Raw genomic sequence first — 16,170 nt, 5'->3', positions numbered from 1 at the left:
TATGTTTCTTAGCGTCATTACTGTCGCTTTTCGTAATTACGAAGGGGTGGTAAAAACCTGGCGCTCGCTGCGCAACCTGGCGCGCGATCCAAGCCTCACTTTTGAGTGGATTGTGGTCGACGGCGGCTCGAACGATGGCACGGCGGAGTTTCTGGAAAAACTCAACGGTGAGTTCAACTTACGTTACATCAGCGAGAAAGATAAAGGCATTTACGATGCGATGAACAAGGGCATTAACATGGCCCAGGGTCGTTATGCCATCTTCCTCAATTCTGGCGATGTTTTCCATGATGACGTGGCGCTGTTTGCCCGTCAGCTGGCGCGTCAGAAAGAGGAGGCCATGTATATCGGCGATGCACTGCTTGATTTTGGTGATGGGCATAAAGTGTGCCGCAGCGCAAAGCCAGGCTGGTATATCTACCACAGTTTGCCCGCCAGCCATCAGGCCATTTTCTTCCCGGTAAACGGTCTGAAAAAACAGCCATACGATTTGCAGTATAAAGTGTCATCGGATTATGCCTTGGCCGCCAGTCTGTATAAGTCGGGCTATCCGTTCCGCCGAATTAAAGGGCTGGTCTCTGAATTCTCAATGGGTGGCGTGTCAACATCGAATAATCTGGAATTGTGCCAGGATGCCAAAAACGTGCAGCGCAAAATATTACGCGTGCCGGGGTTCTGGGCGGAATTGTCTTATTTATTACGCCTGCGGACGACAGGTAAAACGAAAACCTTATATAACAAAGCCTGAATATAAGGAAACGCAATGCAGGATTTGAAGGGTTTCTCCGTGCCGAAAGGCTTTCGGGGCGGCAACGGTATTAAAGTGCAGCTGTGGTGGGCCGTTCAGGCAACGTTATTTGCCTGGTCACCACAAATATTGTACCGCTGGCGAGCATTCTTATTGCGTCTTTTTGGCGCAAAAATCGGAAAAAACGTAGTCATTCGACCTTCGGTAAAAATTACCTACCCCTGGAAATTAACGCTTGGGGATTACGCCTGGGTAGGCGATGACGCGGTGTTATATACCCTTGGCGAAATTACGATTGGCGCAAATTCGGTGGTGTCACAGAAGTGTTATTTGTGCACCGGCAGCCACGATTTTATGAGTCAGCATTTTGATATTACCGCTTCGCCTATTGTGATTGGTGAAAAATGCTGGCTGGCAACGGATGTTTTTGTTGCACCAGGTGTTTCTGTTGGCGATGGCACGGTAGTGGGTGCCCGCAGCAGCGTTTTTAAATCGCTACCGGCAAATAAAGTTTGCCGTGGCAACCCCGCAGTGGTGATACGCGAACGCGTTGAAACTGATTAAATTCATAAGTAGAGGAATATAAACATGTCTAAAGTCGCTCTCATCACCGGCGTTACCGGGCAGGATGGTTCTTATCTGGCAGAGTTCCTGCTGGAAAAAGGGTATGAAGTACACGGTATTAAACGTCGTGCCTCTTCGTTCAACACCGAACGTGTCGATCATATTTATCAGGATCCTCACGCGGCAAACCCGAAATTCCACCTGCACTACGGCGACCTGACCGATACCTCCAACCTGACCCGTATCCTGCAGGAAGTGCAGCCGGATGAAGTGTACAACCTGGGCGCGATGAGCCACGTGGCGGTCTCCTTCGAATCCCCGGAATACACCGCTGACGTTGACGCCATGGGTACTCTGCGTCTGCTGGAAGCGATTCGCTTCCTGGGTCTGGAGAAGAAAACCCGTTTCTATCAGGCCTCTACCTCTGAGCTGTACGGTCTGGTGCAGGAAATCCCACAGAAAGAGACCACGCCGTTCTACCCACGTTCTCCGTATGCGGTCGCAAAACTGTACGCCTACTGGATCACCGTGAACTACCGTGAATCCTACGGCATGTATGCCTGTAACGGCATTCTGTTCAACCACGAATCCCCACGTCGCGGTGAAACGTTCGTTACCCGTAAAATCACCCGCGCTATCGCGAACATCGCCCAGGGTCTGGAATCGTGCCTGCACCTCGGCAACATGGACTCCCTGCGTGACTGGGGCCATGCGAAAGACTACGTGAAAATGCAGTGGATGATGCTGCAGCAGGAACAGCCAGAAGACTTCGTGATCGCGACCGGCGTTCAATACTCCGTGCGTCAGTTCGTTGAGATGGCCGCTGCACAGTTGGGCATCAAGCTGCGTTTCGAAGGTACCGGCGTAGAAGAGAAAGGTATCGTTGTTTCCGTAACCGGCCATGACGCGCCAGGCGTGAAACCAGGCGACGTCATTGTTCAGGTTGACCCACGTTACTTCCGTCCTGCTGAAGTGGAAACCCTGCTGGGTGACCCAACCAAAGCGCACGAGAAACTGGGCTGGAAACCAGAAATCACTCTGCAGGAGATGGTTTCCGAGATGGTCGCCAAAGATCTTGAAGCAGCGAAAAAACACTCCCTGCTCAAGTCTCATGGCTACGAGGTTGCCATCGCGCTGGAGTCCTGAGAATGACAAAACAACGTATTTTTGTCGCCGGTCATCGCGGAATGGTGGGTTCCGCGATTGTTCGCCAACTGGAACAGCGCGGTGACGTAGAAGTGGTTGTCCGCACGCGCGACGAGCTGAACCTGCTCGATAGCCGTGCGGTGCAGGACTTCTTTGCTAACGAACACATTGACCAGGTGTATCTGGCGGCGGCGAAAGTGGGCGGCATTGTCGCCAACAACACTTACCCGGCGGATTTCATCTACGAGAACATGATGATTGAGAGCAACATCATTCACGCGGCGCACCTGCACAACGTGAATAAGCTGCTGTTCCTCGGTTCATCCTGCATCTACCCGAAAATGGCAAAACAGCCGATCGCGGAAAGCGAACTGCTGCAGGGCACGCTGGAGGCAACCAACGAGCCTTACGCGATTGCCAAGATTGCCGGGATTAAGCTCTGCGAATCTTACAACCGTCAGTACAACCGCGACTATCGCTCGGTGATGCCGACCAACCTGTACGGACCGCACGACAACTTCCACCCGAGCAACTCGCACGTGATCCCGGCGCTGCTGCGTCGCTTCCACGAGGCGACCGCCGAGAACGCACCGGATGTGGTGGTGTGGGGCAGCGGCACGCCGATGCGCGAATTCCTGCACGTGGACGACATGGCTGCCGCCAGCATTCACGTGATGGAGCTGGATCGCGAAGTGTGGCAGGAGAACACCGAGCCGATGCTGTCGCACATCAACGTGGGAACCGGCGTGGACTGCACCATTCGCGAGCTGGCGCAAACCATCGCGCAGGTGGTGGGCTACAAAGGCCGCGTGGTGTTTGACGCGACGAAACCGGACGGCACGCCGCGCAAACTGCTGGACGTGACCCGTCTGCATCAGCTGGGCTGGTATCACGAGGTATCACTGGAGCAGGGGCTGGCCAGCACCTACCAGTGGTTCCTGGAAAACCAGCACCGCTTCCGGGGGTAACGATGTTTTTAAGTCAGGAAGATTTTGCCACGGTGGTGCGTTCCACTCCGCTCATCTCGATTGATTTGATCGTGGAGAACGAACGCGGCGAGTTCTTGCTGGGGAAACGAACCAACCGTCCTGCACAGGGCTTCTGGTTCGTGCCCGGCGGGCGCGTGCAGAAGGATGAGACGCTTCATGATGCGTTTGAGCGTCTCACTCTGGCGGAACTGGGCCTCCAGCTGCCGATGGCGGCGGGCCAGTTTTACGGGGTCTGGCAGCACTTCTATGACGATAACTTTTCAGGCACCGGGTTCACCACGCACTACATCGTGCTGGGGTTCCGCCTGAAGGTGACTCAGGCAGACCTGCGTCTGCCTGATGCTCAGCATGACGACTACCGCTGGCTGGCACCGGAGCCGCTTCTGGCAAGCGAGAACGTCCATGACAACAGTCGGGCGTATTTCCTGGCGGATCGTCAGGCCGAGGTGCCAGGCATATGAAAATCCTCGTATACGGAATTAACTACTCGCCGGAATTAACCGGTATCGGAAAATATACCGGCGAGATGGTCGAGTGGATGGCGAGCCAGGGACATGACGTGCGGGTCATTACCGCGCCGCCGTACTACCCGGAATGGAAAGTCGGTGAGCGCTACTCAAGCTGGCGCTACCGTCGTGAAGAGGGGGCGGCAACCGTCTGGCGCTGCCCGCTTTATGTACCTAAGCAGCCCTCGACGCTGAAACGGCTACTGCATCTCGGCAGCTTTGCCCTGAGCAGTTTTTTCCCGCTGATGGCGCAGCGTCGCTGGAAGCCGGATCGCATCATTGGTGTGGTGCCGACGCTGTTTTGCACGCCGGGTATGCGCCTGCTGGGCAAACTCTCCGGCGCACGCACCCTGCTGCACATACAGGATTATGAAGTGGACGCCATGCTGGGCCTGGGGATGGCAGGCAAAGGCAAGGGTGGAAAAGTGGCGAAGCTCGCCAGCGCCTTTGAGCGTAGCGGTCTGCATAACGTGGATTACGTTTCGACCATCTCACGCTCGATGATGAACAAGGCGCAGGAGAAGGGCGTACCTGCCCGGAAGGTGATCTTCTTCCCGAACTGGTCCGAAGTGGCGCGTTTTCGCGACGTGACGGAGCAGGACGCTCAGACGCTACGCGCCCAACTCGGTTTGCCTGAAGACCAAAAAATCATTCTTTACTCAGGCAACATCGGCGAAAAGCAAGGGCTGGAAAGCGTGATTGAAGCGGCTCAGCAGCTTAACGAGCATCCGTGGATGTTTGTGATTGTCGGGCAGGGCGGCGGGAAAGCGCGGCTGGAAAAGATGGTCAGCGAACGCGGCCTGAGCAACGTGAAATTCTTCCCGCTTCAGTCTTACGAGGCGTTACCTGCGCTGCTGAAGATGGGCGACTGCCATCTGGTGGTACAAAAACGTGGCGCGGCGGATGCGGTGTTGCCTTCCAAGCTGACAAACATTCTGGCGGTGGGCGGCAACGCGGTGATCACGGCAGAAGCCGAAACTGAATTAGGCCAGCTGTGTGACAGCTATCCGGGGATTGCCGTGTGCGTCGAACCGGAATCGGTCCCGGCACTGGTCACCGGCATTGAACAGGCACTTGCCATGCCGAAAGTGAACACGGTGGCACGTGAATATGCCGAACGCACGCTCGAGAAAGAGAACGTGCTGAGTCAATTTATTGCAGATATACGGGGATAAATCATGAGTCAAACCACTTTGTATCCGGTCGTAATGGCGGGTGGATCCGGGAGCCGGTTGTGGCCACTGTCCCGCGTGCTTTATCCAAAACAATTTCTGTGCCTGAAGGGTGACCTCACCATGCTGCAGACGACGGTAAACCGTCTGCACGGTGTGGAGTGTGAAAGCCCGGTGGTGATTTGTAACGAACAGCACCGCTTTATTGTTGCCGAGCAGCTGCGCCAGCTGAATAAACTCACAGAAAACATCATTCTGGAGCCTGCCGGACGTAATACCGCGCCTGCTATCGCCCTCGCGGCGCTGGCGGCAAAACGCAGCAGTCCTGATTGTGACCCGCTGATGCTGGTGCTGGCGGCAGACCACGTTATCCAGCAGGAAGAGGCGTTCCGCGAGGCGGTGCGTGCGGCGATCCCTTACGCCGAAAGCGGCAAACTGGTGACCTTCGGCATCGTGCCGGATCTGCCAGAAACCGGCTATGGCTATATTCGCCGCGGTAATGTGACGCCTGGCGAAGGCGACAGCGTGGCGTTTGATGTGGCGCAGTTTGTCGAAAAACCGAATCTGGAAACCGCTCAGGCCTACGTCGCCAGCGGTGAGTACTACTGGAACAGTGGGATGTTCCTGTTCCGTGCCGGGCGCTATCTGGAAGAGCTGCGCAAATACCGTCCGGATATTCTGGATGCCTGTGAGAAGGCGATGGCAGTGGTGGACCCGGATCTCGACTTCATCCGCGTGGATGAGGAGGCGTTCCTCGCCTGCCCGGAAGAGTCCATTGACTATGCGGTGATGGAACGCACGGCCGACGCCGTTGTGGTTCCGATGGATGCGGGCTGGAGTGATGTGGGCTCCTGGTCCTCACTGTGGGAGATCAGCGCCCATACCCCGGAGGGTAACGTCCATCACGGCGATGTCATTAGCCACAAAACGGAAAACAGCTACGTCTACGCCGAGTCCGGCCTGGTGACCACGGTCGGGGTGAAAGATCTGGTGGTTGTCCAGACCAAAGACGCCGTGCTGATTGCCGACCGTAACGCCGTGCAGGACGTTAAAAAAGTGGTCGAGCAAATCAAGGCCGATGGCCGACACGAACACCACATTCACCGCGAAGTGTACCGTCCGTGGGGAAAATATGACTCCATCGATGCAGGTGAGCGTTATCAGGTGAAACGCATCACCGTGAAGCCGGGCGAAGGGCTGTCGGTGCAGATGCACCATCACCGCGCCGAGCACTGGGTCGTGGTGGCGGGCACGGCTAAAGTCACCATCGACGGCGAAGTCAAACTGCTGGGTGAAAACGAGTCCATCTATATTCCGCTGGGGGCCACGCACTGTCTGGAGAACCCGGGGAAAATTCCTCTCGATTTAATTGAGGTGCGCTCCGGCTCGTATCTGGAAGAGGACGATATCGTGCGCTTCCAGGATCGCTACGGCCGGGTGTAGCACTCTGCAATACGCCCGGTGGCGCTGCGCTTGCCGGGCCTACGAATGACAAAAAAATCAATTTGGCCATTTAGTGGTCAGGGCCGACTGTTGCCTGAAAAAGGGGTCATCATGGAAAAATTAACCTGTTTTAAAGCCTACGATATTCGCGGCAAGCTGGGCGAAGAGCTGAATGAAGATATCGCGTGGCGCATTGGCCGCACCTATGGCGAATACCTGAAGCCGCAGACCATCGTGCTGGGCGGCGACGTGCGTCTGACCAGTGAATCCCTGAAGCTGGCGCTGGCGAAAGGGTTGCAGGACGCGGGCGTGGACGTGCTGGATATCGGACTTTCCGGGACCGAAGAGATTTACTTTGCCACCTTCCACCTGGGCGTGGACGGTGGTATTGAAGTGACCGCCAGCCACAATCCGATGGACTACAACGGCATGAAGCTGGTGCGCAAAGGTGCGCGTCCTATCAGCGGCGACACCGGCCTGCGCGACGTGCAGCGTCTGGCGGAAGCCAACGATTTCCCGCCAGTGAACGACGCGAAACGCGGCAGCTATAAGCAAATCAACCTGCAAAAAGAGTATATCGATCACCTGCTGGGCTACATCAACGTGGCGAACCTCAAGCCGCTGAAGCTGGTCATCAACTCCGGTAACGGCGCGGCCGGCCCGGTGGTGGATGCCCTGGAAGCTCGCTTTAAAGCGCTGAACGTGCCGGTGACCTTCATCAAAGTGCACAACACCCCGGACGGCAACTTCCCGAACGGTATTCCTAACCCGCTGCTGCCGGAGTGCCGCGACGACACCCGTAACGCGGTGATTGAGCACGGCGCGGATATGGGCATTGCCTTTGACGGCGATTTCGACCGCTGCTTCCTGTTCGACGAGAAAGGGCAGTTCATCGAGGGCTACTACATTGTCGGCCTGCTGGCGGAAGCGTTCCTTGAGAAAAACCCGGGTGCGAAAATCATTCATGACCCGCGTCTTTCCTGGAACACCGTCGATGTGGTGTCAGCGGCAGGCGGCACGCCGGTGATGTCCAAAACCGGTCACGCCTTTATCAAAGAGCGCATGCGTGAAGAAGACGCTATCTACGGCGGCGAGATGAGCGCCCACCACTACTTCCGTGATTTTGCCTACTGCGACAGCGGGATGATCCCGTGGCTGCTGGTGACTGAACTCCTGTGTCTGAAAGGGAAAACGCTGGGTGAGCTGGTGCGCGACCGCATGGCGGCGTTCCCGGCGAGCGGGGAGATCAACAGCAAGCTGGCGCAGCCCGCCGAGGCGATTGCCCGCGTGGAGCAACACTTTGCCATTCACGCGCTGGAAGTTGACCGCACCGACGGCATCAGCATGGCGTTTCCACAGTGGCGCTTTAACCTGCGCTCCTCCAATACCGAGCCGGTGGTGCGCCTGAACGTGGAATCCCGCGCGGATACGGCGCTGATGGAAGCCCGAACGAAGGACATTCTGGCGCTGTTGAATCAGTAACAATTGCCCCTCCGGGAGGAGGGGAAACCGAATACAGGAACAACGATGACGAATCTAAAAAAACGCGAACGAGCGAGAACGAATGCATCGTTAATCTCTATGGTGCAGCGTTTTTCTGATATCACCATCATGGTCGGCGGACTGTGGGCGGTGTGTCGGATCGGCGGGCTGCCGTTTTTATATATGCATCTGCTGATGGCGCTGATTGCGTTGGTCGTGTTTCAGATGATCGGCGGGATGACCGATTTCTACCGCTCGTGGCGCGGCGTGAAAATGACTACCGAACTGATGCTGTTGCTGCAGAACTGGACCCTGAGTCTGATCTTCAGCGCGGGCCTGGTGGCGTTCAGCCATGATTTCGATAATCGCCTCGTGACCTATCTCAGCTGGTATCTGCTGACCAGCGTCGGCATGGTGGTGTGCCGCTCCCTGATCCGCTTTGGCGCGGGCTGGCTGCGTAACCGCGGTTATAACCGTCGCTTTGTGGCGGTGGCAGGGGATTTACCGGTTGGAAGGGTTCTGCTCGAGAGCTTCCGCAAAGAGCCGTGGTTAGGGTTTGAAGTGGTGGGCATTTATCACGACGCGAAACCGGGCGGCGTGCCGTCGGACTGGGCGGGGAATTACGTCCAGCTGATTGAAGACGCGAAAGCCGGAAAAATTCACAACGTTTATATCGCCATGCAGATGAAAGACGAATCCCGCATTAAGCAGCTGATGCGCGAGCTGGCGGATACCACCTGCTCGGTGATCCTCATTCCGGATGTGTTTACCTTCAACATTCTGCATTCCCGTATTGAAGAGGTGAACGGCGTGCCGGTGGTACCGCTGTACGATACGCCGTTGTCGGGCATTAACCGCGTGCTCAAGCGTGTGGAAGATATCGTGCTCTCTTCGCTGATTTTACTCCTCATCTCCCCGGTACTGTGCTGCATCGCTCTGGCGGTGAAGCTGAGCTCCCCCGGCCCGGTCATTTTCCGTCAGACCCGCTACGGCATGGACGGTAAGCCGATCATGGTCTGGAAATTCCGCTCTATGAAGGTGATGGAGAACGACAAGGTGGTCACCCAGGCGACGCAGAACGATCCGCGCGTCACCCGTGTAGGTAACTTCCTGCGTCGCACCTCGCTGGACGAGCTGCCGCAGTTTATCAATGTCTTTACCGGCGGCATGTCGATTGTTGGCCCCCGTCCGCACGCCGTGGCGCACAACGAGCAGTACCGCTCGCTGATTGAAGGCTACATGCTGCGCCATAAGGTGAAGCCGGGCATCACCGGCTGGGCACAGATCAACGGCTGGCGCGGTGAAACCGACACGCTGGAAAAAATGGAAAAACGCATCGAGTTCGATCTGGAGTACATCCGCGAGTGGAGCCTCTGGTTCGATATCAAGATTGTTTTTCTGACCATTTTCAAAGGCTTCGTGAACAAAGCGGCGTACTAAGATGAGCTTACGTGAAAAAACCATCAGCGGCGCCAAGTGGTCAGCGATGGCGACCATCGTCATCATTGGCCTCGGTCTGGTGCAGATGACGGTGCTGGCGCGCATTATTGATAATCACCAGTTCGGCCTGCTGACCGTCTCGCTGGTGATTATTGCGCTGGCCGACACGCTGTCGGACTTTGGTATCGCCAACTCGATTATCCAGCGTAAAGAGATCAGCCATCTGGAGCTGACCACGCTCTACTGGCTGAATGTGGGGCTGGGTATTTTCGTGTTTGTGCTGGTCTTTCTGCTGAGCGGTACTATCGCCAGCGTGCTGCACAACCCGGATCTCGCCCCGCTGATGCGCACATTGTCCTTTGCCTTCGTGGTGATCCCACACGGGCAGCAGTTCCGCGCGCTGATGCAGAAAGAGCTGGAGTTCAACAAAATCGGCATGATCGAAACCAGCGCCGTGCTGGCGGGCTTTACCTTCACCGTGGTCAGTGCCCATTTCTGGCCGCTGGCGATGACGGCCATCCTCGGTTACCTGGTCAACTCCGCCGTGCGTACGCTGCTGTTTGGCTATTTTGGCCGCAAAATTTATCGCCCGGGGCTGCATTTCTCTCTCGCGTCCGTCTCGTCTAACCTGCGCTTTGGCGCGTGGCTGACGGCGGACAGCATCATTAACTACGTGAATACCAACCTCTCAACGCTGGTGCTGGCACGTATTCTTGGGGCGAGCGTCGCGGGGGGCTACAACCTGGCCTATAACGTTGCGGTTGTACCGCCGATGAAGCTGAACCCGATTATCACCCGCGTCCTGTTCCCGGCGTTTGCCAAGATTCAGGACGATACCGAAAAGCTGCGCGTTAATTTTTACAAGCTGCTGTCCGTGGTAGGGATCATCAACTTCCCGGTGCTGCTGGGGTTAATGGTGGTCTCGAGCAACTTCGTACCGCTGGTGTTTGGCGAGAAGTGGAACGGCATTATCCCGATCCTGCAATTGCTCTGCGTGGTGGGACTGCTGCGCTCTGTGGGGAATCCGATTGGTTCGCTGCTGATGGCGAAGGCACGGGTGGATATCAGCTTCAAGTTCAACGTGTTCAAAACCTTCCTGTTTATTCCGGCAATTATCGTCGGTGGCCATATGGCGGGCGCCATCGGCGTCACGCTGGGCTTCCTGCTGGTGCAGGTAGTCAATACCGTTCTGAGCTACTTCATCATGATTAAGCCGGTGCTGGGCTCCAGCTACCGTCAGTACATTTTGAGTCTGTGGCTGCCTTTTTACCTCTCACTGCCAACCCTGGCTGTGAGCTACGGTCTGGGCATTATCCTTCGCGGCCATCTGCCGCTGGCCGCACTGCTGGCGGTGCAGGTGGCCGCCGGCGCGCTGGCATTTGGCGTGATGATTGTGCTGTCACGCAATGCGCTGGTGGTCGAAATGAAGCGCCAGTTTTGCCGTAACGAAAAAATGAAAACGCTGCTTCGCGCAGGCTAGTTATTTAAGAGGCCATTATGAAATTATTAATTCTTGGCAACCATACCTGCGGCAACCGTGGCGACAGCGCCATCCTGCGCGGTTTACTGGATGCAATTAACACCCTTAAGCCTGAGACCGAAGTGGACGTGATGAGCCGTTATCCGGTCAGCTCATCCTGGTTACTGAACCGCCCGGTAATGGGCGACCCGCTCTACAGCCAGATGAAACAGCATAACAACGCCGCAGGCGTGATGGGGCGAGTGAAGAAAGTCCTGCGTCGTCGCTACCAGCACCAGGTGCTACTTTCCCGCGTGACGGATACCGGCAAGCTGCGCAACATTGCGATTGCGCAGGGCTTTACCGATTTCGTGCGGCTGCTGTCCGGCTACGACGCGATTATTCAGGTTGGCGGTTCGTTCTTCGTCGATCTCTACGGCGTACCTCAGTTTGAACATGCGCTCTGCACGTTTATGGCCAAAAAGCCGTTGTTTATGATTGGCCACAGTGTCGGACCTTTCCAGGATCCGCAGTTTAACCAGCTGGCGAACTATGTCTTTGGGCACTGCGACGCGCTGATCCTGCGTGAGTCGGTGAGTCTGGATATGATGAAGCGCAGCGAAATTGACACGTCTAAAGTAGAACACGGCGTGGACACCGCCTGGCTGGTGGATCATCAGGACGACAGCTTCCAGGCAAGCTACGCGGTACAGCACTGGCTGGACGTGGCGGCAAAACAAAAAACGGTCGCCATCACGCTGCGTGAACTGGCTCCCTTTGATAAACGCCTAGGCACCACCCAGGCGGCGTATGAGAAAGCCTTTGCCGACGTGGTAAACCGCGTGCTGGACAGCGGCTATCAGGTACTGGCGCTTTCCACCTGTACCGGCATCGACAGCTACAACAAAGATGACCGCATGGTGGCGCTGAACCTGCGCAACCTGGTTAACGATCCGTCCCGTTATCACGTTGTGATGGATGAGCTGAACGACCTTGAAATGGGCAAGCTGCTCGGCGCCTGTGACCTGACCGTCGGCACCCGCCTGCATTCGGCCATTATCTCCATGAACTTCGGTACGCCGGCCATCGCCATTAACTACGAACACAAATCCGCCGGGATTATGCAGCAGCTTGGCATGCCGGAAATGGCCGTGGATATCCGTCATCTGCTGGATGGTTCGCTTGGTGCGATGGTGGGGGACACGCTGGGTCAACTGCCCGCCATCAACGAACGGCTGGCCGTGGCGGTGAAAGCCGAGCGCGAGAAGGGCATTGGCATGGTGAAATCGGTACTCGACCGCGTACGGGAGGGGAAATGAAGGTTGGTTTCTTCTTACTGAAATTTCCGCTGTCGTCCGAGACCTTTGTGCTGAACCAAATTACCGCGTTTATCGATATGGGATATGACGTGGAGATTATCGCCCTGCAAAAGGGCGATACCCAAAACACCCATGCGGCCTATACCCAGTATGGGCTGGAGGCGAAAACCCGCTGGCTGCAGGATGAGCCTTCCGGGAAGTTGAGCAAGCTGCGCCACCGGGCCAGCCAGACCTTACGCGGGATCCATCGGCCGCAGACCTGGCGGGCGCTGAATGTTTCCCGCTATGGGTCCGAATCTCGCAATCTGATCCTGTCGGCCATCTGCGGGCAAACGGCGCAGCCGTATCGTGCCGATGTGTTTATCGCCCACTTCGGCCCGGCGGGTGTCACTGCCGCGAAGCTGCGCGAACTGGGGGTAATAGACGGCAAGATTGCGACTATTTTCCACGGAATCGACATCTCAAGCCGTGAAGTGTTGAACCACTATACGCCAGAGTATCAGCAGCTTTTCCGCCGCGGTGACATGATGCTGCCCATCAGCGACCTGTGGGCCGGACGCCTGAAAAGTATGGGCTGCCCGGGTGAGAAGATTGCCGTTTCGCGCATGGGTGTCGATTTAACGCGCTTTACGCGTCGTCCGGTGAAGGTGCCGGGAAAACCGCTACAGATCATCTCTGTGGCACGTCTGACCGAAAAGAAAGGTCTGCATGTGGCCATTGAGGCCTGCCGTCAGCTAAAAGCGCGCGGGGTGGCGTTCCACTATCGCATTCTCGGCATTGGGCCGTGGGAACGTCGTCTGCGCACGCTTATCGAACAGTATCAACTGGACGATGTCGTGGAGATGCCGGGCTTTAAGCCGAGCCATGAAGTTAAGGCCATGCTCGATGAGGCGGACGTGTTCCTGCTGCCCTCCGTGACGGGCGCCGATGGTGACATGGAAGGCATTCCGGTGGCGCTGATGGAGGCGATGGCCGTGGGTATTCCGGTGGTATCGACCCTGCACAGCGGGATCCCGGAGCTGATTAAATCTGACCATTCCGGCTGGCTGGTGCCGGAGAATAACGCGATGGCCCTTGCTGACCGGTTAGCGGCCTTCAGCGACATCGACCAGCAGGCGCTGGAGCCCGTGCTTCACAATGCCAGACAAAAAGTAGAAACCGATTTTAACCAGCAGGTGATTAATCGCCAGTTAGCGAGCCTGCTGCAAACGCTGTAACGCCGAGGTTGTATGCTGAAAAAGATTACCCGACGCACTTTTGTCTCTTCTCTGTCCGTTCTGGCGGCCACGCCGCTGCTGTCGTCCCGCCTCGCGCGGGCGGCAGGTGGAAAGACGGTCTCAGTTAATCAGTACAATAACAACGACTGGATCGCTGCCTTTAAGCAGGCGTTTAAAGAAGGTGACATCGTCGTTGTCCCGGCGGGACTCACCTGCGAAAACATCAATACGGGCATTTTCATTCCTGACGGTAAAACGCTGCTGATCCGCGGGGCGTTAACCGGCAACGGGCGCGGCCGCTTTGTTCTGCAGGAAGGCTGCAAGGTCATTGGCGAAGGGGCAGGGCGCACGGAGAACATTACGCTCGACGTTCGTGGCTCAGATTGTGTGATTAAAGGGCTAGCAATGAGTGGATTTGGCCCGGTAACGCAGATCTACATTGGCGGTAAGAAACCCAAAGTGATGCGCAATTTGCTGATTGATAATATCAGCGTGAGCCAGGCTAACTACGCTATCCTGCGTCAGGGTTTTCATAACCAGATCGATGGGGCCCGTATTACCAACAGCAAATTCAGCCACCTGCAGGGCGATGCGATTGAGTGGAATGTGGCGATCAATGACCGCAATATCCTGATCTCCGATCACGTCATCGACAACATCAACTGCACCAACGGCAAGATCAACTGGGGTATCGGTATTGGCCTCGCCGGGAGCACCTACGACAACGAATATCCTGAAAAACAGACCGTTAAGAACTTCGTGGTGGCCAACATCACCGGCAGCAACTGTCGCCAGCTGGTACATGTTGAAAACGGTAAACACTTTGTTATCCGCAATATAAAGGCCGAAAATATTACCCCCGACTTCAGTAAAAAAGCGGGAATAGATAACGCCACGGTAGCTATTTATGGCTGTGATAATTTCATTATTGATAATGTCGATATGGTCAATAGTGCCGGAATGCTAATTGGTTATGGGGTCATTAAAGGCGATTATTTGTCCATTCCCCAGAACTTCAAGCTCAACAATATTCATCTGGATAATCGCCAGCTTGCGTATAAGCTGCGCGGAATCCAAATATCATCCGGCAATGCCACCTCCTTTGTGGCGATCACCAACGTCGAGATGAAGCGCGCGACGCTTGAGCTGCACAATAAGCCGCAGCATCTGTTCTTACGTAATATCAATGTGATGCAGGAGGCTGCTATCGGTCCTGCGCTGAAGATAAACTTTGACTTACGTAAGGATGTACGGGGCAAATTTATGGCCAAAGATGAGACCCTGCTGTCACTGGCGAACATAAAAGCGGTGAATGAGAAGGGGCAGAGCTCGGTGGATATTGACCGGGTGGACCAGCAGGTGGTGAATGTGGAAAGGCTGAACTTTCCACTTCCGCGCAAATAATCGACGATCGTCTGTTTTGAGACTATTCCTGGCACAAAAGCGCGATCGAATCAGATTACAACTACAGAAATTTGTGATGCTGAGGCGTAACATTACCTCAGGATTACGGCAAATCATGCTGGCGAAAACAGGTTTAAGAGCTATAATTCGTCAACCATTTTAAGGTGGAAGAAATAATGATTAATTTGAAAGCAGTCATTCCGGTAGCAGGCCTGGGCATGCATATGTTGCCAGCCACAAAAGCCATTCCTAAAGAAATGCTGCCGATCGTCGACAAACCGATGATTCAATACATCGTCGACGAGATTGTTGCTGCAGGGATCAAAGAAATCGTCCTGGTTACGCACTCGTCCAAGAATGCGGTTGAAAACCACTTCGACACCTCTTACGAACTCGAAGCGTTGCTTGAGCAGCGCGTCAAACGCCAGCTGCTGGCGGAAGTGCAATCTATTTGTCCACCTGGCGTGACCATCATGAACGTGCGCCAGGCGCAGCCGCTGGGGCTGGGCCACTCCATCCTGTGTGCCCGTCCGGTTGTCGGTGATAACCCGTTCATCGTTGTTCTTCCGGACATCATCATTGATACCGCGTCTGCCGATCCGCTGCGCTACAACCTGGCGGCCATGGTGGCGCGTTTCAACGAAACCGGTCGCAGCCAGGTGCTGGCGAAACGCATGAAGGGCGATCTTTCTGAGTACTCTGTGATTCAGACGAAAGAAGCGCTGGAGACGGAAGGGCAGGTGAGCCGCATCGTTGAGTTCATCGAAAAGCCGGATCAGCCGCAGACGCTGGACTCCGACCTGATGGCGGTGGGTCGTTATGTTCTGAATGCCGATATCTGGGCGGAACTGGAAAAAACCGAGCCAGGTGCCTGGGACCGTATTCAGCTGACTGACGCGATTGCTGAGCTGGCGAAGAAGCAGTCTGTGGATGCCATGCTGATGACGGGTGACAGCTATGACTGCGGTAAGAAAATGGGGTATATGCAGGCGTTTGTGAACTATGGGCTGCGTAACCTCAAAGAGGGCCATAAGTTCCGCGAGACCATTAAAAAGCTGCTAGATACGCATGACTGATTGTCAGCTTTGATAGTCCAGTAAAACAGGAGACTACCCTGAAATATCAGTGTGGTCTTTTGTCTTATATAAACCCAATAAATTTGATTTCAGTTTCTGGCGAAACAGCAGCCCAAAAACTTATTATTCATCTCGTCAACTGCTGAAACGACATGCAGTCCGAGAGTTTTAATGGCGAGTATTGCTTCTGGTAGCGTAGGCCAGG

The 16,170-nt window shown here is 55.5% G+C and carries 14 protein-coding genes; all 14 read left to right on the top strand.

Annotation, left to right across the window (positions count from 1 at the left end; translation table 11 throughout):
- Position 1: 1 nt before the first annotated feature.
- The 14 genes from wcaE (at position 2) to galF (ending at position 15,965) form a co-directional block, all read left to right on the top strand.
- Positions 2 to 748, top strand: a complete 747-nt coding sequence (gene wcaE, locus L383_RS13200; protein ID WP_023330882.1) for a colanic acid biosynthesis glycosyltransferase WcaE — start codon at positions 2 to 4, stop codon at positions 746 to 748.
- A 15-nt stretch (positions 749 to 763) separates the two neighbouring features.
- On the top strand, positions 764 to 1,312 hold the full coding sequence (gene wcaF / locus L383_RS13205) for a colanic acid biosynthesis acetyltransferase WcaF (RefSeq protein ID WP_023330881.1): 549 nt from the start codon (positions 764 to 766) through the stop codon (positions 1,310 to 1,312).
- A gap of 24 nt (positions 1,313 to 1,336) precedes the next feature.
- Positions 1,337 to 2,458: a GDP-mannose 4,6-dehydratase gene (gmd, locus tag L383_RS13210; RefSeq protein ID WP_014884502.1), complete on the top strand. Its 1,122-nt coding sequence runs from the start codon at positions 1,337 to 1,339 to the stop codon at positions 2,456 to 2,458.
- A gap of 2 nt (positions 2,459 to 2,460) precedes the next feature.
- Entirely contained in the window at positions 2,461 to 3,426 is a 966-nt protein-coding gene (locus L383_RS13215) for a GDP-L-fucose synthase (RefSeq protein ID WP_014884501.1), read from the top strand.
- Between the two features lie 2 nt (positions 3,427 to 3,428).
- Positions 3,429 to 3,908: a GDP-mannose mannosyl hydrolase gene (locus L383_RS13220; protein WP_014884500.1), complete on the top strand. Its 480-nt coding sequence runs from the start codon at positions 3,429 to 3,431 to the stop codon at positions 3,906 to 3,908.
- Positions 3,905 to 5,128 (top strand): colanic acid biosynthesis fucosyltransferase WcaI, encoded by a 1,224-nt coding sequence (gene wcaI / locus L383_RS13225; protein WP_014884499.1) that lies wholly within the window; start codon positions 3,905 to 3,907, stop codon positions 5,126 to 5,128. Before L383_RS13220 ends, wcaI begins: the two co-directional genes overlap by 4 nt.
- 3 nt (positions 5,129 to 5,131) lie before the next feature.
- Complete coding sequence (gene cpsB / locus L383_RS13230) at positions 5,132 to 6,568, top strand: mannose-1-phosphate guanyltransferase (RefSeq protein ID WP_023330880.1); 1,437 nt, start codon at positions 5,132 to 5,134, stop codon at positions 6,566 to 6,568.
- Between the two features lie 111 nt (positions 6,569 to 6,679).
- A complete protein-coding gene (gene cpsG / locus L383_RS13235) occupies positions 6,680 to 8,050 on the top strand; it encodes a colanic acid biosynthesis phosphomannomutase CpsG (RefSeq protein WP_023330879.1) in 1,371 nt (456 codons plus the stop codon).
- A gap of 45 nt (positions 8,051 to 8,095) precedes the next feature.
- Positions 8,096 to 9,490: an undecaprenyl-phosphate glucose phosphotransferase gene (gene wcaJ, locus L383_RS13240; RefSeq protein WP_014884496.1), complete on the top strand. Its 1,395-nt coding sequence runs from the start codon at positions 8,096 to 8,098 to the stop codon at positions 9,488 to 9,490.
- 1 nt (position 9,491) lies between these two features.
- A complete protein-coding gene (wzxC, locus tag L383_RS13245) occupies positions 9,492 to 10,970 on the top strand; it encodes a colanic acid undecaprenyl disphosphate flippase WzxC (RefSeq protein WP_014884495.1) in 1,479 nt (492 codons plus the stop codon).
- A 17-nt stretch (positions 10,971 to 10,987) separates the two neighbouring features.
- Positions 10,988 to 12,268 carry a colanic acid biosynthesis pyruvyl transferase WcaK gene (gene wcaK / locus L383_RS13250; protein ID WP_023330878.1) on the top strand — a complete coding sequence of 427 codons (1,281 nt, stop codon included), beginning with the start codon at positions 10,988 to 10,990 and terminating at the stop codon, positions 12,266 to 12,268.
- Positions 12,265 to 13,485: a colanic acid biosynthesis glycosyltransferase WcaL gene (gene wcaL, locus L383_RS13255; protein WP_023330877.1), complete on the top strand. Its 1,221-nt coding sequence runs from the start codon at positions 12,265 to 12,267 to the stop codon at positions 13,483 to 13,485. Before wcaK ends, wcaL begins: the two co-directional genes overlap by 4 nt.
- Before the next feature lie 12 nt (positions 13,486 to 13,497).
- Positions 13,498 to 14,889: a colanic acid biosynthesis protein WcaM gene (gene wcaM / locus L383_RS13260; protein ID WP_023330876.1), complete on the top strand. Its 1,392-nt coding sequence runs from the start codon at positions 13,498 to 13,500 to the stop codon at positions 14,887 to 14,889.
- A 176-nt stretch (positions 14,890 to 15,065) separates the two neighbouring features.
- Positions 15,066 to 15,965: a GalU regulator GalF gene (galF, locus tag L383_RS13265; protein WP_014884491.1), complete on the top strand. Its 900-nt coding sequence runs from the start codon at positions 15,066 to 15,068 to the stop codon at positions 15,963 to 15,965.
- Positions 15,966 to 16,170: the final 205 nt, after the last annotated feature.

Source organism: Enterobacter sp. MGH 37 (assembly GCF_000534515.1).
GTDB lineage: Bacteria > Pseudomonadota > Gammaproteobacteria > Enterobacterales > Enterobacteriaceae > Enterobacter > Enterobacter kobei.
This window is presented reverse-complemented; position numbering and strand designations above follow the sequence as displayed.

What these genes read in the sequence shown, in the direction of transcription:
- wcaE (WP_023330882.1), top strand. Translation starts at nt 2, where the DNA reads ATGTTTCTTAGCGTCATTACTGTCGCTTTTCGTAATTACGAAGGGGTG.
- wcaF (WP_023330881.1), top strand. Translation starts at nt 764, where the DNA reads ATGCAGGATTTGAAGGGTTTCTCCGTGCCGAAAGGCTTTCGGGGCGGC.
- gmd (WP_014884502.1), top strand. Translation starts at nt 1,337, where the DNA reads ATGTCTAAAGTCGCTCTCATCACCGGCGTTACCGGGCAGGATGGTTCT.
- L383_RS13215 (WP_014884501.1), top strand. Translation starts at nt 2,461, where the DNA reads ATGACAAAACAACGTATTTTTGTCGCCGGTCATCGCGGAATGGTGGGT.
- L383_RS13220 (WP_014884500.1), top strand. Translation starts at nt 3,429, where the DNA reads ATGTTTTTAAGTCAGGAAGATTTTGCCACGGTGGTGCGTTCCACTCCG.
- wcaI (WP_014884499.1), top strand. Translation starts at nt 3,905, where the DNA reads ATGAAAATCCTCGTATACGGAATTAACTACTCGCCGGAATTAACCGGT.
- cpsB (WP_023330880.1), top strand. Translation starts at nt 5,132, where the DNA reads ATGAGTCAAACCACTTTGTATCCGGTCGTAATGGCGGGTGGATCCGGG.
- cpsG (WP_023330879.1), top strand. Translation starts at nt 6,680, where the DNA reads ATGGAAAAATTAACCTGTTTTAAAGCCTACGATATTCGCGGCAAGCTG.
- wcaJ (WP_014884496.1), top strand. Translation starts at nt 8,096, where the DNA reads ATGACGAATCTAAAAAAACGCGAACGAGCGAGAACGAATGCATCGTTA.
- wzxC (WP_014884495.1), top strand. Translation starts at nt 9,492, where the DNA reads ATGAGCTTACGTGAAAAAACCATCAGCGGCGCCAAGTGGTCAGCGATG.
- wcaK (WP_023330878.1), top strand. Translation starts at nt 10,988, where the DNA reads ATGAAATTATTAATTCTTGGCAACCATACCTGCGGCAACCGTGGCGAC.
- wcaL (WP_023330877.1), top strand. Translation starts at nt 12,265, where the DNA reads ATGAAGGTTGGTTTCTTCTTACTGAAATTTCCGCTGTCGTCCGAGACC.
- wcaM (WP_023330876.1), top strand. Translation starts at nt 13,498, where the DNA reads ATGCTGAAAAAGATTACCCGACGCACTTTTGTCTCTTCTCTGTCCGTT.
- galF (WP_014884491.1), top strand. Translation starts at nt 15,066, where the DNA reads ATGATTAATTTGAAAGCAGTCATTCCGGTAGCAGGCCTGGGCATGCAT.